16 protein-coding genes and 1 pseudogene are annotated in these 18,980 nt (G+C 60.5%); 8 read left to right on the forward strand and 9 right to left on the reverse strand.

Translation table 11 applies throughout. From position 1 onward, the window contains the following. Positions 1-24 precede the first annotated feature (24 nt). From pcaH to pcaC, 6 genes are all read left to right on the forward strand, one after another. Positions 25-729 (forward strand): protocatechuate 3,4-dioxygenase subunit beta, encoded by a 705-nt coding sequence (pcaH, locus tag KKQ10_RS14700; RefSeq protein WP_215501507.1) that lies wholly within the window; start codon positions 25-27, stop codon positions 727-729. A gap of 1 nt (position 730) precedes the next feature. Next, positions 731-1,297 (forward strand): protocatechuate 3,4-dioxygenase subunit alpha, encoded by a 567-nt coding sequence (gene pcaG / locus KKQ10_RS14705; RefSeq protein WP_215501508.1) that lies wholly within the window; start codon positions 731-733, stop codon positions 1,295-1,297. 265 nt (positions 1,298-1,562) lie between these two features. Continuing rightward, positions 1,563-2,858: an MFS family transporter gene (locus KKQ10_RS14710; protein WP_127649675.1), complete on the forward strand. Its 1,296-nt coding sequence runs from the start codon at positions 1,563-1,565 to the stop codon at positions 2,856-2,858. Positions 2,859-2,904: 46 nt separating this feature from the next. Beyond that, positions 2,905-4,269 carry a 3-carboxy-cis,cis-muconate cycloisomerase gene (locus KKQ10_RS14715; RefSeq protein ID WP_215501509.1) on the forward strand — a complete coding sequence of 455 codons (1,365 nt, stop codon included), beginning with the start codon at positions 2,905-2,907 and terminating at the stop codon, positions 4,267-4,269. Between the two features lie 12 nt (positions 4,270-4,281). Further along, a complete protein-coding gene (gene pcaD / locus KKQ10_RS14720) occupies positions 4,282-5,073 on the forward strand; it encodes a 3-oxoadipate enol-lactonase (protein WP_215501510.1) in 792 nt (263 codons plus the stop codon). A gap of 10 nt (positions 5,074-5,083) precedes the next feature. Then, a complete protein-coding gene (gene pcaC / locus KKQ10_RS14725) occupies positions 5,084-5,476 on the forward strand; it encodes a 4-carboxymuconolactone decarboxylase (protein WP_127649678.1) in 393 nt (130 codons plus the stop codon). Positions 5,477-5,580: 104 nt separating this feature from the next. Here the strand turns inward: pcaC and KKQ10_RS14730 are convergent, their stop codons facing one another. From KKQ10_RS14730 to emhA, 7 genes are all read right to left on the reverse strand, one after another. After that, complete coding sequence (locus KKQ10_RS14730) at positions 5,581-6,399, reverse strand: methyltransferase domain-containing protein (protein ID WP_215501511.1); 819 nt, start codon at positions 6,397-6,399, stop codon at positions 5,581-5,583. Between the two features lie 21 nt (positions 6,400-6,420). Further along, a complete protein-coding gene (locus KKQ10_RS14735; RefSeq protein WP_215501512.1) occupies positions 6,421-6,798 on the reverse strand; it encodes a DUF1641 domain-containing protein in 378 nt (125 codons plus the stop codon). Positions 6,799-6,824: 26 nt separating this feature from the next. After that, positions 6,825-8,015 carry an NAD(P)/FAD-dependent oxidoreductase gene (locus KKQ10_RS14740; RefSeq protein ID WP_127649681.1) on the reverse strand — a complete coding sequence of 397 codons (1,191 nt, stop codon included), beginning with the start codon at positions 8,013-8,015 and terminating at the stop codon, positions 6,825-6,827. Positions 8,016-8,203: 188 nt separating this feature from the next. After that, a complete protein-coding gene (locus KKQ10_RS14745) occupies positions 8,204-9,463 on the reverse strand; it encodes an OprD family porin (protein ID WP_127649682.1) in 1,260 nt (419 codons plus the stop codon). A gap of 369 nt (positions 9,464-9,832) precedes the next feature. After that, complete coding sequence (gene emhC, locus KKQ10_RS14750; protein WP_215501513.1) at positions 9,833-11,293, reverse strand: efflux RND transporter outer membrane subunit EmhC; 1,461 nt, start codon at positions 11,291-11,293, stop codon at positions 9,833-9,835. Then, positions 11,290-14,454, reverse strand: a complete 3,165-nt coding sequence (emhB, locus tag KKQ10_RS14755; RefSeq protein WP_127649684.1) for an efflux RND transporter permease subunit EmhB — start codon at positions 14,452-14,454, stop codon at positions 11,290-11,292. Before emhB ends, emhC begins: the two co-directional genes overlap by 4 nt. Before the next feature lie 3 nt (positions 14,455-14,457). Beyond that, entirely contained in the window at positions 14,458-15,615 is a 1,158-nt protein-coding gene (emhA, locus tag KKQ10_RS14760) for an efflux RND transporter periplasmic adaptor subunit EmhA (RefSeq protein WP_215501514.1), read from the reverse strand. Positions 15,616-15,882: 267 nt separating this feature from the next. On the opposite strand from emhA, the gene emhR reads away from it, so the two are divergent. Beyond that, positions 15,883-16,515, forward strand: coding sequence for an efflux system transcriptional repressor EmhR (emhR, locus tag KKQ10_RS14765; RefSeq protein ID WP_127649686.1), 633 nt, complete (start codon positions 15,883-15,885; stop codon positions 16,513-16,515). A 307-nt stretch (positions 16,516-16,822) separates the two neighbouring features. Beyond that, positions 16,823-17,295 (forward strand): annotated as a pseudogene (locus tag KKQ10_RS14770) (DMT family transporter); the annotation flags it as partial. Between the two features lie 7 nt (positions 17,296-17,302). Here KKQ10_RS14770 and KKQ10_RS14775 read toward each other — a convergent pair. After that, complete coding sequence (locus KKQ10_RS14775) at positions 17,303-17,752, reverse strand: hypothetical protein (protein ID WP_215501515.1); 450 nt, start codon at positions 17,750-17,752, stop codon at positions 17,303-17,305. 159 nt (positions 17,753-17,911) lie between these two features. Next, a complete protein-coding gene (locus KKQ10_RS14780) occupies positions 17,912-18,961 on the reverse strand; it encodes an alkene reductase (protein ID WP_215501516.1) in 1,050 nt (349 codons plus the stop codon). Positions 18,962-18,980 lie beyond the last annotated feature (19 nt).

Raw genomic sequence — 18,980 nt, forward strand, 5'->3', positions numbered from 1 at the left:
CTGATAAGAACAGAGGAAAGCGAAATGACTGACAAGCCTGGCTACCGTCGTCCGCAGGAAGGCACCCAGCCCGAGTACCTGCACCCGACGTATCAATCCACCAACCTGCGCTCGCCGTCCAAGCCGTTGGTGTTTCTGCCGCATTCGTTGTCGGAGATCACCGGCCCGACCATCGGTGCCGAACGCGTCGCCGACAAGGACAACGACCTGACCGCGCAGCACGACGGCGAACCGTTGGGCGAGCGGATCATCATTCACGGCCGTGTGCTCGACGAAAACGGCCTGCCGGTGCCGGGGATTCTGGTGGAGATCTGGCAGGCCAACGCCGCCGGCCGCTACAACCACAAGCGTGACCTGCACGACGCACCGTTGGACCCGAACTTCACCGGCACCGGCCGCACCGTGACCGACGCCGACGGCTGGTATCAGTTCCAGACCATCAAGCCCGGCGCCTATCCGTGGGGCAACCACCACAACGCGTGGCGCCCGGCGCACATCCATTTCTCGCTGTTCGGGCCGAGCGTCCTCACGCGTCTGGTGACGCAGATGTATTTCCCCGGCGACCCGTTGCTGGCCTACGACCCGATCTACAACTGCGTGCCGGACACCTGCGCCAAGGAACGTCTGATCGCCGCTTTCGATCTGGAAAAAACCATTCCGTCCTACGCCCTCGGCTATCGCTGGGACATCGTCTTGCGCGGCCGCGATGCCACGCCGATGGAGAAATAAGATGACGCTGACTGCCACCACGTCCCACACCGTCGGGCCGTATTACCACATCGGCCTGACCTGGCTGAACCGCGAAAACCTTGCGGTCGAACAAACCCTCGGCGAGCGCGTGGCGATCACCGGCCAAGTCGTTGACGGCAATGGCGATGTGGTCAACGATGCGATGCTCGAAGTCTGGCAGGCCAACGCCGCCGGCAAGTACGCGCACCCGGAAGACGAGCAGGACAAACCGCTGGACCCGCATTTCGAAGGGTTCGGCCGGGTGCCGGTGGACGCTGAAGGGCGTTTCCGTTTCACCACGATCAAACCGGGCACGGTCGAAGGCCTGAAGGGCTCGACCCAGGCGCCGCATCTGGTGGTGCTGGTGTTTGCCCGTGGGTTGGTCAAGCACTTGCTCACGCGGATCTACTTTGAAGGCGACCCGGCCAACGTCAATGATCCGCTGCTCGAATGCGTGCCGGCTGAACGTCGCAGCACGTTGCTGGCCAAGCAGGACGCCTCGGGTGTTTACCAGTGGAATGTGGTTCTGCAGGGGACTGATGCAGAGACGGTGTTCTTCGATTACTGATTCAGCACAAAATCCTGGATCAGGAATCAACTTGTGGCGAGGGGGCTTGCCCCCGTCGGCTTGCGAAGCGAGCCTGAAACCTGCAAACGCATGTTGTCAGATGAATTGAGTGTGCTGGTTCGGCGACTGCTGCGCAGCCGTACGGGGGCAAGCCCCCTCGCCACAGGTCTGCGGTCTACAAGGGAACTGTGTTGGATGTATTCGTGGAACGGGAGTGTTGCGAAGTGTGTCTAGACTCTCACCTGTCCCCTCAGAGTAAAAAACAATGACAACTACCACCGCTCATTACACCGGCGAAGAGCGCAGCAAGCGCATCTTCGCCATTGTCGGTGCTTCGTCCGGCAACCTCGTCGAATGGTTCGACTTTTATGTCTACGCCTTCTGCGCGATCTATTTCGCCCCGGCGTTCTTCCCCTCCGATAACCCCACGGTGCAACTGGTCAACACGGCCGGGGTGTTCGCTGCCGGGTTCCTGATGCGCCCGATTGGGGGCTGGATCTTCGGTCGGCTGGCGGACAAGAAGGGCCGCAAGACCTCGATGATGATTTCGGTGCTGATGATGTGCTTCGGCTCGTTGCTCATCGCTTGCCTGCCGACCTATTCCAGCATCGGTGTCTGGGCGCCGCTGCTGTTGCTGTTCGCGCGGCTGCTGCAAGGTTTGTCGGTGGGCGGCGAGTACGGCACCACCGCGACCTACATGAGTGAAGTCGCGCTCAAGGGCCAGCGCGGGTTCTTCGCCTCGTTCCAGTACGTGACCCTGATCGGTGGACAACTGCTGGCGGTGTCGCTGGTGGTGATCCTGCAACAGTTCCTCAGCGAAGACGAACTGCGCGCCTACGGTTGGCGGATTCCGTTTGTGGTCGGTGCGGTGGCGGCGGTGATTTCGCTGTTCCTGCGGCGTTCGCTGAAAGAAACCACCAGCAAGGAAATGCGCGAGAACAAGGACGCCGGCAGCATCCGCGCGCTGTTTCGCGATCACAAGGCCGCGTTCATCACCGTGCTCGGTTACACCGCCGGTGGCTCGCTGATTTTCTACACCTTCACCACGTACATGCAGAAGTACCTGGTGAACACCGCCGGCATGCACGCCAAGACCGCCAGCTACATCATGACCGGCGCGCTCTTCCTGTATATGTGCATGCAGCCACTGTTCGGCATGCTCGCCGACAAGATCGGCCGACGGAATTCGATGCTCTGGTTCGGCGCGCTCGGCACGCTGTTCACCGTACCGATCCTGTTGAGCCTGAAAAGCGTCAGCAGCCCGATTCTGGCCTTTGTGCTGATCACCGTGGCGCTGGCGATCGTCAGTTTCTACACCTCGATCAGCGGCCTGGTGAAAGCCGAAATGTTCCCGCCGGAAGTTCGCGCCCTTGGCGTGGGTCTGGCCTACGCGGTGGCGAATGCGATCTTCGGCGGTTCGGCCGAATACGTGGCCCTGAGCCTGAAAGCCGGGGGCATGGAAAACGCCTTCTACTGGTACGTCACGGTGATGATGGCGGTGGCGTTCCTGTTCAGCCTGCGCTTGCCGAAACAGGCGGCGTACTTGCATCACGATCTCTAAAGCGATGTGCGCGGGCCGTGCAGGCCCGCGCCGGCAAGGACTGTTTATGACTCAGCGACCGGGCAATCAATTGTTCGATGCCTACTTCACTGCCCGCGATATGCGCGAAGTGTTCTGTGATCAGGGCCGGGTGCAGGCGATGCTCGACGTCGAAGCGGCGCTGGCCCGGGCCGAGGCGCGGGTCGGGGTGATTCCGGCGTCCGCCGTTGCACCGATTGCCGCTGCATGCAACGCCGGTCTGTATGACTTCGCCGCGCTCGGTGAAGCCATCGCCACGGCAGGCAATTCGGCGATTCCACTGGTCAAGGCGTTGGGCAAACAGATTGCCGCGACCGACGCTGAGGCCGAGCGTTATGTGCACCTGGGGGCCACCAGTCAGGACGTGATGGATTCCGGGCTGGTCCTGCAATTGCGTCAGGCGCTGGCGTTGATTGAGAGCGCTCTGGCAGCTCTGGCCGATTCGCTCGCCACTCAAGCCAAGCGTCATGCGGCGACGCCATTGGCCGGGCGCACCTGGCTGCAACACGCGACACCGGTGACCCTCGGGATGAAGATCGCCGGTTGGCTCGGTGCGGTGACCCGCAGTCGTCAGCGTCTGCGCGAACTCAAGCCACGTCTGCTGGTGCTGCAGTTTGGCGGTGCGTCCGGCACGCTCGCGGCGCTCGGCGAACAAGCATTGCCGATCGCCCAGGCTTTGGCCGAAGAGCTGCAACTGACGCTGCCCGAGCAACCGTGGCACACCCAGCGTGATCGCATCGTCGAGTTCGGCGCCGTCCTCGGTTTGATCGCCGGCAGCCTCGGCAAACTCGGTCGCGACGTCAGCCTGTTGATGCAGACCGAAGCGGCGGAAGTGTTCGAACCGTCGGCACCGGGCAAGGGCGGTTCGTCGACCATGCCGCACAAGCGCAACCCGGTGGGCGCGGCGGTATTGATCGGAGCGGCGACCCGGGTGCCGGGCCTGGTGTCGACGTTGTTCAGCGCCATGCCCCAGGAGCACGAACGCAGCCTCGGTCTGTGGCATGCCGAATGGGAAACCCTGCCGGAGATCTGCTGCCTGGTGTCCGGCGCATTGCAGCAGGCGCAATTGCTCGCCGATGGCCTGGAAGTCGACGCCACGCGCATGGCGCGCAATCTCGAATTGACCCAAGGGCTGGTGCTGGCCGAAGCGGTGAGCATCGTCCTGGCCCAGCGCGTCGGCCGCGACACCGCGCATCATTTGCTCGAACAATGCTGCAAACGTGCGGTGGCCGAACAACGCCATCTGCGCGCGGTGCTCGGCGACGAGCCGCAAGTGACTGCCGAATTGAGCAGCGCTGAACTGGATCATCTGCTCGACCCCGCGCATTACCTCGGCCAGGCACAAGCCTGGGTCGAGCGCGCAGTGGCCGAACACAACGCATTGTCTGTCTGAAAGGAGAGGGCTGTGGCTTTCGTTCAACTCGCCGATGGCGAACTGCATTACGTTATTGAAGGCCCGGTCGATGCGCCGGTGCTGGTGCTGTCCAACTCGCTGGGCACCGATCTGCACATGTGGGACGCGCAGATGCCGGCGTTCACCGAGCACTTTCGCGTGCTGCGTTTCGACACGCGCGGCCATGGCCAGTCGCTGGTGACACCGGGCCCTTACAGCATCGAGCAACTGGGCCGTGATGTACTCGGCTTGCTCGATGCGCTGCACATCGAGCGCGCGCATTTCTGCGGACTGTCGATGGGTGGCCTGATCGGCCAGTGGCTGGGGATCAATGCCGGTCATCGTCTGCACAAACTGATCGTGTGCAACACCGCAGCGAAGATCGGCGACCCGTCGGTGTGGAATCCGCGCATCGAAACCGTGCTGCGCGACGGCCCGGTGGCGATGGTCGCACTGCGAGATGCGTCGATTGCGCGTTGGTTCACCCCGGATTTTTCGGCGGCCAATCCGGGCGCGGCGAAGAAAATCACCGACATGCTCGCGGCCACCTCGCCTGAAGGTTATGCGGCCAATTGCGCGGCGGTGCGTGATGCCGATTTCCGTGAGCAATTGGCTTCGATCAACCTGCCGTTGCTGGTGATTGCCGGTACTGAAGATGCGGTGACGCCACCGTCTGGCGGGCGTTTCATTCAGGAGCATGTGCGCGGCGCCGAGTACGCCGAGTTCTATGCCGCGCACCTGTCCAACGTGCAGGCCGGTGCGGCTTTCAGTGACCGTGTGTTGGCGTTTCTGAACGCTCAGTGAGGGGAAGTCTGTGGACGAGAAACAACGTTACGACGAAGGCTTGCAAGTGCGCCGCGCGGTGTTGGGCGATGCTCACGTCGATCGCAGCCTGAATGCGCTGACCGAGTTCAACTCGGAATTCCAGGAGATGATCACCCGTCACGCCTGGGGCGACATCTGGACCCGCCCGGGCCTGCCACGGCACACCCGCAGCCTGATCACCATCGCCATGCTGATCGGGATGAACCGCGAGGCCGAGCTGAAACTGCATTTACGCGCAGCGGCGAACAATGGCGTGAGCCGCGGCGAGATCAAGGAAGTGATCATGCAGAGCGCGATTTATTGCGGGATCCCGGCGGCCAATGCGACGTTCCATCTGGCGGAGTCGGTGTGGGATGAGCTTGGGGTCGAATCCCGGGATTGATGATGCCTGAAGTGACGCCATCGCGAGCAGGCTCACTCCTACATTGGAACGCGTTCAACTGTAGGAGTGAGCCTGCTCGCGATGGCGATATTTGCGGTGACACATCACACTCTGGCGACTATGAAAATCCGCTTGAACGGAAACAACGTACGCCCGTTTTTTTCCTGCGGGTAATGCGCCTGCACCCGCATCAGGAAGTGGTAGATAAATCGCGCCTGTTCCTGTGACGTGAGTGCCTGCATCACCGGCCTCAGCGCCGAGACCTTCACCCAGTCATAGATCGGCGACTTGCCGTCGACCACCTGCAATTGCTCGGTTTCCCAGATGTCCAGCGACGTGGTCAGCGGCGCCAGCAAGCGGTAGTAATCCTCCAGCGCCAGCAACGACCGCGCTGCCATGCGCTGGCGCAGTTCAGGCGTGCCCAATGGCGTGCCTCCGTGCCCAGCGTTATCCAGCGTATTGAGCATCAGTCGATACCACAGCGCATCGCGCCAGTCGGGCATGTGCGCCGCCAGACAGCCGCCGGGACGCAGATGCCCGAGCAGGCGCGGCAGCAATTGTTGATGATCGCCAATGAAGTGCAACACCGCCGCCGCGAGCAGCAGATCGGCCGGTTGTTCGGGGTGCCAGTCGAGCAGGTCGCACTCTGTCCACTGGGCGCTGATTGGCAGGCATCGCGCTTGATCAAGCATCTGTCGCGAACTGTCGACCCCATGCAGTTGCGCACGCGGCCAACGCTCGGCCAGCAATTGCGTGGCGATGCCGGTGCCGCAACCCAGGTCATAAATGCGTTGGGGGTTGTCCAGGTCGACACGGTCGAGCAATTCATTGACCGGGCGTTGCCTGAGACGGGAAAACTGCTGGTACGCCTTGGCGTCCCAGTGGGTGCAGGCGTTCCCTGCCGTTTCGAGTCTTGCGCTCATGAGGAGGTCCTCTCTGGCGGATTACAGTTGTCGTCCAATGACGTTAAGGGTTTTGAGGGCAACGGCCACGCCTTTGCGTGTGTCCTCTTCATTCAACAGTTTGAGTAACGCCAAAAGGCCTGGCGCTGACGATTGTGCGGATACCTCGGCTTTGGCCACACGTACTGCATTGCTGACAGTCCAGATGGCGGCAGTGCCGTTCTCGAACAACTGCGCGAGTTTCTCCACCATGGCGGCGTCGAGCAAATCGACCGTGTCCGAGACCAGCGACAGCAGGTCGACCAGATTGTCCAGCCGACCGTTGTCGATCAGGGGCTGCAGTTTTTCCATCAAGTTGTTCAAACCCGGTGTGGCCGGTATCCCGTCCGCGCCGGCTGCGTTTCCATCAGGCGGGTTCATCGCTGTTCACTCCTCCCTGTGCAGGGTCAAAGCATGCCGCGGGCAACGGCCCAATACAGGCCGCGGTTGAAACCGTTTCTGAGCAGACCGCCGAGTTTGGTCGGGGGTGTCGGCAGAACGTCGTGCGCGTAGTCGTACCACAGCGGCATGCCGGCATTGAGCCCCATCTGCGCCACGGCTTGAACCCGTCCGTCATAAACGCTGACGGTCGATCCCAGACGAATTTCTCCGGCAATGTTGTTGGCAATGACCGGCGCCTGGTTATGGCAGGCGCCTCCCGCCTTGCTCACCGGCAGATCGACGGTGTCGCCAATCACGTAGACGTTCTCCAGGCCGTAAACCTGCAGGGTTTCGTGATGGGTCGGCAGCCAGCCTTCGTTGTTCGGCGCCTGTGAGGCACCCGATTGCAGTACCGCATCCACGGCACGGATCGGCGGGGTCGCCATCAGAATGTCGAAGGGCTGGGCATCGCCCTCGGCCGAATAGGCAATTTTCTGATCGGCATCGACATGGCTGAGGGTAAAGCCGCGTTGGTAGAGGATGTTCTTTTGTTCAAAGATGGCGGGGAGCACATTGCCGGTCGGGCGTTGCAGAAACAGGCAATTGCGCAGCAGTTGGGCGACGGTGGGGTAGGTATAGACGATCTCCACGTGGTCACGGACGCCGCGCCGGCGCAGGAAGTCATCGAGCATCAGCGTGGTTTCCACCGGAGCGATACCGCATTGATGCGGGACATTGGGGGTCTGTGGAAACGAGACGGTGATGAAGATCCGGCCTTTCTTGATCGTACTCAAGCGCTGCGCCAATTGCCGGGCCGGCTCATATTGATAGAAGTGGTCGCCGGCTTCCTGCAAGCCCTCGATGCGCTCCGGGGCCGGTACACAACCGGTGGCGATTACCAGGAAGTCGTAGCTGTAGCGCTTGCCGCTGCGGGTTTGCAAACTCTGAGCGGGGAACTCGAAGCGCGTGACGTCTTCGACGGCAAAGGTAATTTCCGGGCGCAGCAATGATCGCTCGGGGCGTTTGAGTTCCTCGGCAAAGAATTGATTGAACGCCACGTACATGAACGCGGGTTTGTAATAGTGATCGGGGGAGTTGGACAGCAATGTAATCGTGACGTCGCCGCGTAGAACTTCGGGATACAACTTGCCGACCAGTTGATTGGCCAGCATGGTTCCCCCTACACCGCCACCGACGATAACTATTCGCTTGCTCATACCTGACCTCCGTGGCCAAGGCAGCTTCGCGTACAGCATCCGGAGATAACGGAAGAAAACTAAGGGCTCCTACATCAGGCTGGAGAATTTACACACCCTTTTGACTGTATCTGCGCCTCGACAAATCGCCAGTGCTGGCCGACCAGTGGTTGCGCCGGCACTGCTCATGCAGCGCCGGCGTCCGGTTTTCAGAGCAGGCTGATCGGATAGCTGATGATCAGGCGGTTCTCGTCGAACTCGTTGTTGCTGAAGTCGCGGCGCAGGGTCGAGTTGCGCCAGCGCACGTTCAGGTTGCGCAGGGTGCCGCTTTGCACGGTGTAGCCCAGTTCCGATTCGCGGCCCCATTCCTTGCCGTCGGTGGTCGTCCCGGAATGTACGTTGTCGCCGCTGATGTAGCGGTTCATCAGGGTCAGGCCGGGGATGCCCAGAGCGGCGAAGTTGTAGTCGTGGCGCACCTGCCATGAGCGCTCTTGGGCGTTGTCGTAGCTGGCGTTGTAGCTGTCGTTGGCCAGGGTGCCGCCGCTGGTGCCGTTGACCCGCATCCAGGCGCTGTCGCCGGTGAGTTTTTGCAGGCCGACGTAGAAGGTGTTGCCGCCGTACCGGGCCGAAAACATCCCCGACCAGGTCTTGTTGTCCAGCTCACCGGCGCGGGCGCTGCCGTCGTCCTTGCCGTAGAAGAACCCGAGGTTGGCGCCCAGGGTCCAGTCGCCGAGCGGCTGGCTGTGGATCAGGTTGACGTATTGCTGGCTGTAGATGTCCTTGAGTTCGGCGTTCCACAGGCCGATCTGCGTGCGTTTTTCGTTGAAAACGTATTCACCGCCCTGGAAGTTGAAGCGATCGGAGGTGAACGCCGATTTACCGAACATCGACATGTCGCTCATGCTGCTGTCGTCGCGCGGGCTGTTGGCGCGGAACTGCCCGCCGTACAGGGTCAAACCATCGATCTCCTTCGAGGTGATCTGGCCGCCACGGAAGGTTTGCGGCAGCGAACGCCCGTCATCCGAACGCAGGATCGGCAGCACCGGCATCCATTCGCCGACCTTGATCTCGGTCTGCGACAGCTTGGCCTTGAATGCCACATTGGTGCGGCCGAAGTTGTCCGCCGGACGACCGTCATGGTCCAGCGGCAACAACTGGGTGCCGCCCGTGCCTTTGCCGCCATCAAGCTTTACAGAATACAGGCCGAGCACGTCCATACCGAAACCGACGGTGCCTTGGGTGAAACCGGATTTGGCGTCGAGGATGAAGCTCTGCGTCCACTCTTCAGCCTTGCCCTGTGCCTTGGTCGGGTTGGTGAAGTTGCGGTTGATATAGAAGTTGCGCAGGTTCAGGTTGGCGCTGGCGCCTTCGACAAAACCCGCTTCTTCGGCGAGGGCGGGCAGGGCGGCACCGGTCAGGGCCAGGGCGATCAGGCCGGGAATTGCGTACGGCGCAGGGGAGGTGCTCATGGGCTCGGGGCTCTCTTGTTTTTGTAAGGCAAACGGGTTCGCTGCCGCCGCTTTCGGGGCGCAGACAGGTGTTGAAATTCAGGGATTGAAGCGGTGGCGATCAGCCGGACGGGGCAAGGCGCAGGGGCATAGTGTCGAACCTGTTGTTATTGGTTTTGTGGATCTAATGGTGCGGGGCGCGGTGGGCGGGATTCAATCGGGGAAAGCGGGTTTTGGGCGATTATCGAACAGCAAAAGATCGCAGCCTTCGGCCGCTCCTACATTGGGATGCGTTCCCTGTAGGAGCTGCCGAAGGCTGCGATCTTTTGATTCAATGCCTGAAAACAAAAAGCCCACCAATGAGGTGGGCTTGATGTGTTCACCGGACGATCAGAACAGCTTCATCTTCGGTGCTTCTTCTTTCAGCGGTTCGTTCTGCGCGGTCTGCGCATTCCAGCCACCACCCAATGCCTTGTACAGGTTGACCGCACTGGTCAGCTGCGCGAGGCGGTCGGTGATCAGTGCCTGTTGCGCACTGAACAGCTGACGCTGGGCATCGAGGAAGGTCAGGTTGCTGTCGACACCGATGCGGTAACGACGCTCGGCCAGGCGGTAGTAATCCTGGTTGGCCTGCACGAAGTCACGCTGCGCTTGCAGCTGTTCGGTATAGGTCTGGCGCGCGGCCAGGCCGTCGGCAACTTCCTGGAAGCCGGTCTGAATCGCCTTCTCGTAGTTCGCCACGCCAATGTCCTTCTGGATCTTGGAGTAGTCGAGGCTGGCGCGCAGGCTGCCGGCGTTGAAAATCGGCAGGTTGATCTGCGGCTGGAACAGCCACGTCCCCGAACCACCCTTGAACAGGCCGGACAGGTCCGGGCTCAGGCTGCCCGCGTTGGCGGTCAGGCTGATGCTCGGGAAGAACGCTGCACGGGCGGCGCCGATGTTGGCGTTGGCGGCCTTCAGGTTGTACTCGGCCTGCAGGATGTCCGGACGACGTTGTAGCAGATCCGACGGCAGACCGGCCGGTACGTCGCTGAGCAGATCATCCGACAGCGGTCTGGCCGCTTGCAGGTTGGCCGGGATGCCGGTGCCGAGCAGCAGGGTCAGGCTGTTTTCGTCCTGCGCCACCTGGCGGGTGTAACGCGCCAGTTGGGCCCGGGCGTTTTCCACCGAGGTGCGCGACTGCGCCAGGTCCAGCGCCGAGGCCACACCGACTTCGTTGCTGCGGCTGGTCAGCTTGTAGCTTTCCTCGAAGGCACCGAGGGTGTCTTGCGTCAGCTTGAGCAGTTCCTTGTCGGCCTGCCAGGTCAGGTAGGCGTTAGCCACGCTGGCCACCAGGCTGATCTGGGTGCTGCGCCGCGCTTCTTCGGTGGCGAAGTATTGTTGCAGCGCTTGTTCGCTCAGGCTGCGAACGCGACCGAACAGGTCGAGTTCGTAGGCGCTGATGCCGACGGTGGCGGAGTAGGAGCTGGTGATGCTCGATTCACCGGTCTGCGACGCACGGGCCGGAACCCGCTGACGGCTGCCGCTGGCGTTGGCCGATACCGCCGGGAACAGATCGGCACGCTGAATGCGGTATTGAGCCGCGTAAGCGTCGATGTTCAGCGCCGCGACACGCAGGTCGCGGTTGTTTTCCAGGGACACCTGGATCAACTGCTGCAGGGCCGGGTCATGGAAAAACTGCTTCCAGCCCTGCTCGGCAGCCGCTTGCGCCGGGGCCTGGGCCGGCGAGTACGCCGGGCCCTGCGGGTATTGGCCCGCGACCGGTGCTTCAGGCTGCTGATAATCGGGTATCAGCGAGCAACCGCTCAGCACGAAGGCGGCGACTGCGATGGAGAGTAGCGACTTGCTCATTGGCCAGCCTCTTTAGGAGTTTCAGTCGTCTCGTCCTGGTCGGCGATTTTACGCTGGCCCATGGACGAAACCGTGACGAAGAACAGTGGGACCCAGAAGATCGCCAGGATCGTAGCCGTGAGCATACCGCCAATTACGCCGGTACCGATCGCGTGCTGACTGCCTGAACCGGCGCCGGTGGAGATCGCCAACGGTACTACACCGAGGACGAACGCCAGCGAGGTCATGATGATCGGTCGCAGACGCATGCGACACGCTTCGATCGCGGCATCGCGCAGACTGCGCCCTTGCTCGTGCAGCTCCTTGGCGAACTCGACGATCAGAATGGCGTTTTTAGCCGCAAGACCGATGGTCGTCAACAGACCTACCTGGAAGTACACGTCGTTGGACAGACCGCGCAGGCTGGTGGCCATCAATGCACCGATGATCCCCAGTGGCACCACGAGCATGACCGCGATCGGAATCGACCAGCTTTCATACAGCGCCGCCAGACACAGGAACACCATCAGCAGCGACAGGGCATACAGCGCCGGCGCTTGCGAGCCCGACAGACGCTCCTCGTAGGACAGACCGGTCCAGGAAATACCGACACCCGCCGGCAGCTTCTTGGCAATCGCTTCGACTTCGGCCATCGCTTCACCGGTGGAGTAACCCGGCGCCGGAGCACCCAATACCTCGACCGCTTCCACACCGTTGTAGCGCGCCAGTTTCGGCGAGCCGTAAATCCACTCGCCCTTGGCGAATGCGGAGAACGGAACCATGGTGCCTTGGGCGTTACGCACGTACCACTTCTTCAGGTCTTCCGGGCTCATGCGCGAATCCGGCTGGCCTTGCACGTACACCTTCTTCACACGACCACGGTCGATGAAGTCGTTGACGTAGCTACTGCCCAAGGCAATCGACAGGGTGTTGTTGATGTCGCTGATGGTAATGCCCAGGGCACTGGCCTTCTCGTCATCGATTTCCAGCTGGAACTGCGGCTCATCGTTCAGCCCGTTGGGACGCACTTGCGTCAGGACCTTGCTCTGCGCGGCCATGCCGAGGAACTGGTTGCGAGCTTGCATCAGTTTTTCGTGACCGATACCCGCACGGTCCTGCAGGAACACGTCGAAACCGGTGGCGTTACCCAGCTCCAGTACCGCTGGCGGGGCAAAGGCGAACACCATGGCATCACGGAAGCTGAAGAAGTGCTGCTGGGCACGGGCCGCCAGGTTGAACACGCTGTTGTCAGCGTTACGTTCGTCCCACGGCTTGAGCATGATGAACGCCATACCCGAACTCTGACCACGACCGGCGAAGTTGAAGCCGGTGACGGTGAACACCGAGGCCACCGCATCCGCTTCACCGCCGTCCTTGTTCGGACGCAGCAGGTATTCACGCATTTCATCCACGACCACTTGAGTACGCTGGGCACTGGAGCCGGCCGGGGTCTGTACCTGAGCGAACAGTACGCCCTGGTCTTCTTCCGGCAGGAACGCGGTCGGAATGCGGGTGAACAGCCAGATCATGCCGACGACGATCAGCAGGTAGGCCAGCAGGTAGGGTGCTTTGCGGGACAGCATGTTGCCGACGCCGCGCTCATAACTCTGCACACCACGGTCGAAATTGCGGTTGAACCAGCCGAAGAAGCCTTTTTTCGGCGTGCCGTGCTCGCCTTTCGGAATCGGCTTGAGCATGGTGGCGCACAGCGCCGGGGTGAAGATCAAGGCGACCATTACCGACAAGGCCATGGCCGAGACGATGGTGATCGAGAACTGCTTGTAGATCACCCCGGTGGAGCCGCTGAAGAACGCCATCGGCAGTAATACCGCGGAGAGTACGAGGGCGATACCCACCAGCGCACCCTGGATCTGGCCCATGGACTTTTTGGTCGCCTCCTTCGGTGACAAGCCTTCTTCGCTCATCACCCGCTCGACGTTTTCCACCACGACGATGGCGTCGTCCACTAGCAAGCCGATGGCCAGCACCATACCGAACATGGTCAGCGTGTTAATGCTGAAACCGGCGGCGGCGAGGATGCCGAACGTACCCAGCAATACCACCGGCACGGTCATGGTGGTGATGACGGTGGCGCGGAAGTTTTGCAGGAACAGGAACATCACCAGGAACACCAGCGCGATCGCTTCGACCAGGGTGTGAACCACACCTTTGATCGACTCGGTCACCACCGGAGTGGTGTCGTACGGGAATACGACTTCCATGCCTTGCGGGAAGAACGGCTTGAGGTCATCAATCGTCTTGCGCAGAGCCTTGGCGGTGTCGAGGGCGTTGGCGCCGTTGGCCAGTTTCACTGCCAGACCGGAAGCCGGGCTGCCGTTGAACTGGGCGCTGATGGCGTAGTTTTCGCCACCGAGGCCAACGTCGGCGACGTCTTTGAGGCGAACCTGCGAGCCGTCCTTGTTGACCTTGAGCAGGATTTCCTTGAACTGTTCGGCGGTTTGCAGACGGGTCTTGCCGATGATCGTGGCGTTCAGTTGCTGGCCCTGTACCGCAGGCAAACCACCGAGCTGACCGGACGACACCTGGACGTTCTGCGCCGCAATGGCGGTTTTCACGTCGACCGGGGTCAGGTTGAAGTTGTTCAACTTGGCCGGGTCGAGCCAGATGCGCATCGCGTACTGGGCACCGAAGACCTGGAAGTCACCGACACCGGCAGTCCGCGAGATCGGGTCCTGCATGTTCGACACGATGTAGTTGGACAAGTCGTCCTTGGACATGCTGCCGTCACGCGACACCACGCCGATCACCAAGAGGAAGTTCTTCACTGCCTTGGTCACGCGGATACCCTGTTGCTGCACTTCCTGCGGCAACAGCGGGGTGGCCAGGTTCAGCTTGTTCTGAACCTGAACCTGCGCGGTGTCGGAGTTGGTGCCTTGCTCGAAGGTCGCGGTGATGGTCATGCTGCCGTCGGAGTTACTTTCCGACGATACATAACGCAGGTTGTCGATACCGTTGAGCTGCTGCTCGATCACCTGGACCACGGTGTCCTGAACCGTTTGTGCCGAAGCACCCGGGTAGGTCACGGAGATCGCAATGGCCGGTGGCGCAATGCTCGGGTACTGGTTGATCGGCAATTTCAGGATCGATAGTGCCCCGACCAACATGATCACCAGGGCAATTACCCAGGCGAAAATCGGACGGTCGATGAAGAATTTTGACATGGGTTACTCCCCTTTGCCGCCGGCGGCTTTGTCAGCTGCCTGTGCGGGGGCCGGGTTCTTTGCGCCGACGTTGGTCGCCTCGCTTGGCTTGACTTCGATGCCCGGTTTGACGAATTGCAGACCTTCGGTGATCAGTCGATCGCCGGCCTTCAGGCCGTCTTCGATCAGCCACTGGCTGCCGACGGTGCGGCTGGCCTTGAGCTGACGCAACTCGACCTTGTTGTCCGGGCCAACGACCAGCGCGGTCGGCGTGCCTTTGAGGTCACGGGTCACGCCTTGTTGCGGGGCGAGGATCGCCGCGCTGTTCACACCCGCCTGCAACTGGGCATGGACGAACATGCCTGGCAGCAGCGTGTGATCGGGGTTCGGGAATACCGCGCGCAGGGTCACGGAACCGGTGGTCTGATCAACCGACACTTCGGAGAATTCCAGCTTGCCGTCAAGCTTGTACTGGCTGCCGTCTTCAAGGGTCAGCTTGACCGCTGCCGCATTGTCGCCGGCCTTTTGCAGACGACCGCTTTCCAGTTCGCGACGCAGTTCCAGCAATTCGACCGAAGACTGGGTCACGTCGACATAGATCGGGTCCAGTTGCTGGATCACCGCCATGGCGTCGGCCTGGCCATTGCTGACCAGTGCGCCTTCGGTCACCGAAGAGCGGCCGATACGGCCGGAGATCGGCGCGTAGACCTTGGTGTAACGCACGTTGATCTGCGCGCTCTGCAGCGATGCTTCTGATTGCAGGCGGTTGGAGACAGCGGTGTCGTATTCCTGACGGCTCACGGCCTGCTCATCGACCAGTTGCTTGTAGCGGTCGGAGATCGACTTGGTCGAACGCAGGCTGGCTTCGGCGCTTTTCAGGGTCGCTTCATAGACCGCCGGATCGATCTGATACAGCTGCTGGCCGGCTTTGACATCGCCGCCTTCCTTGAACAGACGCTTGAGAATGATGCCGTTGACCTGTGGTCGAACTTCAGCGATGCGGTACGCACTGGTGCGGCCCGGCAGTTCGGACGTGAGGGTGAACGCTTGTGGTTGCAGGGTGACGACGCCGACCTGAGGAGGCGGAGCGGCCGGGGCCGCTTCTTCCTTTTTACATCCGCTGAGCAGCGATGCCAGGGCGACGGCAGTGACCAGAGCGGTAACAGCTGGCTTGAATTGCATGAAGATCCTCGGGTCAGGCGCGCAAAATGCGCACAAGAAGTGTGGAAGGGTAAAAAAATCGGGTCGAGTGGATAAGTAGCTTGCTAAGGAATATACTTACGTTCATGGTTGTTTGTAAATACCTTGGCTTCGTACCTACCCTGTTACAAAATGCGTCGCAAGGTTTGAAATTGTAGGCCTGGGAGCCGATTCGTGAGAGATCGGCCCCTTCTTTATTCAGTGGATATTCAGCCATCCCTGAAACATCCTGTTTGAGGTTTTACTGCCATGGTCCGTCGTACCAAAGAGGAAGCTCAGGAAACGCGAAGCCAGATTCTCGAAGCGGCCGAGAAAGCGTTTTATGAAAGGGGCGTGGCCCGCACGACCCTGGCGGATATCGCGACGATGGCCGGCGTCACGCGCGGTGCCATCTATTGGCATTTCAGCAACAAGGCCGATCTGGTACAGGCCATGCTCGACTCTTTGCGTGAGCCACTGGATGAGCTGGCCCGGGCCAGTGAAAGTGAGGATGAGCTGGATCCGCTGGGCTGCATGCGCGAATTGCTGATTCATTTGTTTCATCAAGTTGCGCTGGACCCGAAGACCCGGCGTATCAACGAAATTCTGTTTCATAAGTGCGAGTTCACCGATGAAATGTGCGATCTGCGTCAGCAGCGCCGGGAAGTCAGTCTCGATTGCAACACGCGCATCGCTCTGACCCTGCGTAATGCGGTAAATCGCGGCCAGTTGCCGGAAGATCTCGACACTGCCCGGGCGGCCATCAGCATTCATGCGTATATCGATGGCCTCCTGTATGGATGGCTATTGGCGCCCGACAGCTTCCAACTGCATGCTGAAGCCGAGCGCTGGGTCGATACAGGACTGGATATGCTGCGCCTGAGCCCCAGCCTGCGCAAATGAAACAAAATGCGTAATTGGATCCGCTCGTGTCAAGGCTTGAAGCGAGGGAAATGTCCCTGCGTCGTTCGCCTTTCTGTAATGGGGTGCTTTTATATACGTACGTTTGCCAGGTTGATAGGTAGCGAGCTACGTATTTTGTAGGGGTTTTGTGTCGAGTGTGTGAATGAATGTTAACAACCCGGGCTACGAGGGCGCGAGCAGGCGATAAGTGTGTCGCGCTGATCTTCCTGGTGATTTTCGTGTCGCGCACTGGTTTTTAAGCGGTGGAACGCACCAACCGGCCCGGTTTGCAATTTCTGCGTGCGCTGTGCGGCCCGGCGGTGCGCTGTTCACCTCGGCGATCTTGTTGCCATTGTGCTCGGCATTATGGTTTGGCTTCTATCAATTGCTCACCCGCCTGCTCAGCGGGATCGACAGCCCGCCCACCAGCAACTTTCTCACCGGCATTCTCAACAGCCTGATCATGACTGCACGGTTGCCGTTCTTCTGGAGCACGCCGACGCTGTTGCATGGCCTGTTCATGATTGGCCTGGGCACTGCGACCTGCTCGGTCACCTGTTGCTGACCCAGGCTTTCCGCCATGCGGCACTGGCAATGCTGGCACCCTTCCGTTACGGGCAGATTCTGTTTGCCGGGATATACGGGTATTTGATTTTCGACCATACCCCGGACAGCTTTGGCGTGATTGGTGTCGCGGTGATTGGCCTCAGCGGTCTTACGGTCGCTTGGGATCAAGCAAGCGTCGTGGTTGATCCGACTGACTTCAGAACCTGCGGATAACCCTTCATCAGGCCGACGGCGTCATAAAAGCGATCATCTTATAGCTGTAAGGGTAAACCGGGTTTTCATTTTCCAGGGCCGCGCCGCAGGTGACGGGTTCGGCGCCAATAGAGAAAGCATTGGTTTCCCAGAAGAGTTCGACTGTTGGAATTCGGTGTCCCGCGATTTGTCTGTGACAATAACTGAGCGTGGTGTCGAACTGTACTTTTTGTTTGTAGTTGGTGTAGCAGATGTAAGTGGTGAATACCTCTTTTTTGATATCGTAATCAATATCGATGTCCTGCTTCAGATGAGGATCTCCTTCAAACACCATAAAGACGGTCTGGTAAGGGAGGATCTTGTCGATACGAGTCACGGGTGGGTGCGTTGGAGACGAATCGTCAAGCCAGAAAGTAGAATCCGTGGCATTGGTGATTTGCAGGATAAATGTAAGTTTGTTTGGGTCTATATCATTCATGTTTATATATCGTTATTTAATTAAGTTGGTTGATTGGCAACTAATTAGTTGCTGAATCAAGCTTAGGTTTATATTGTTTGTATGGCGACTTTTTAAATGTATGAAAATAAAAAAAGCCCTGGCTCTTTCGAGGCAGGGCTTCTTGTTTGTTGATGTTGTTTACAGCGCTGGATAATCGATATAGCCGATCGGGCCTTTGCCGTAGAACAGCTCAGGGCGCGGATCGTTCAGCGGGGCATCGGCTTTCAGGCGTGCCGGCAGGTCCGGGTTGGCAATGAACGGTACGCCGAACGCTACAGCGTCAGCCTTGCCTTCAGCCAGCCACGTATTGGCGCTGTCCTTGGTGAAGCGTTCGTTGGCGATGTACGCGCCGCCGAAGGCTTCTTTGAGTTGTGGGCCGAGGCTGTCGGCGCCTTCTTTCTCGCGGGAGCAGATGAAGGCGATGCCACGCTTGCCCAGTTCGCGAGCGACATAGGTGAAGGTCTCGGCGAGGTTGTCGTCGCCCATGTCGTGGGAGTCGGCGCGGGGGGCCAGGTGCACGCCGACACGGCCGGCGCCCCAGACGTCGATCGCGGCGTCAGTCACTTCCAGCAGCAGACGCGCGCGGTTTTCCAGAGAGCCACCGTAGTTGTCGGTGCGCTGGTTGGTGCTGCTTTGCAGGAACTGGTCGAGCAGGTAGCCGTTGGCGCCGTGGATTTCCACGCCGTCGAAACCGGCGGCCTTGGCGTTCTCGGCGCCGGTGCGGTAGGCGTCGACGATTTCGGCGATTTCAGCGGTTTCCAGAGCGCGCGGGGTCGGGTAGTCGGCCAGTGGGCGAACCAGGCTGACGTGACCTTTAGGCTGGATCGCGCTCGGGGCGACCGGTGTTTCACCGTTGAGGTACGAGGGGTGCGAGATCCGGCCGACGTGCCACAGTTGCAGGACGATCTTGCCGCCGGCAGCGTGTACGGCCTTGGTCACGTTGGTCCAGCCGCGGACCTGGTCGTTGGACCAGATGCCCGGGGTGTCAGGGTAACCGACGCCCAGCGGGGTCACCGACGTGGCTTCGCTGAGAATCAGGCCGGCGGAGGCACGTTGCACGTAGTACTCGGCCATCAGCGCGTTCGGCACGCGGCCTTCGTCGGCGCGGCAGCGGGTCAGCGGGGCCATGATGATGCGGTTGGACAGCTCGAGGTCGCCCAGTTTGATCGGATCGAAAATAGTTGCCATGTGTACAACCCTCGTCAGT

The organism is Pseudomonas sp. MG-9, from assembly GCF_018729515.1.
In the GTDB taxonomy this organism is placed as follows: domain Bacteria; phylum Pseudomonadota; class Gammaproteobacteria; order Pseudomonadales; family Pseudomonadaceae; genus Aquipseudomonas; species Aquipseudomonas serboccidentalis.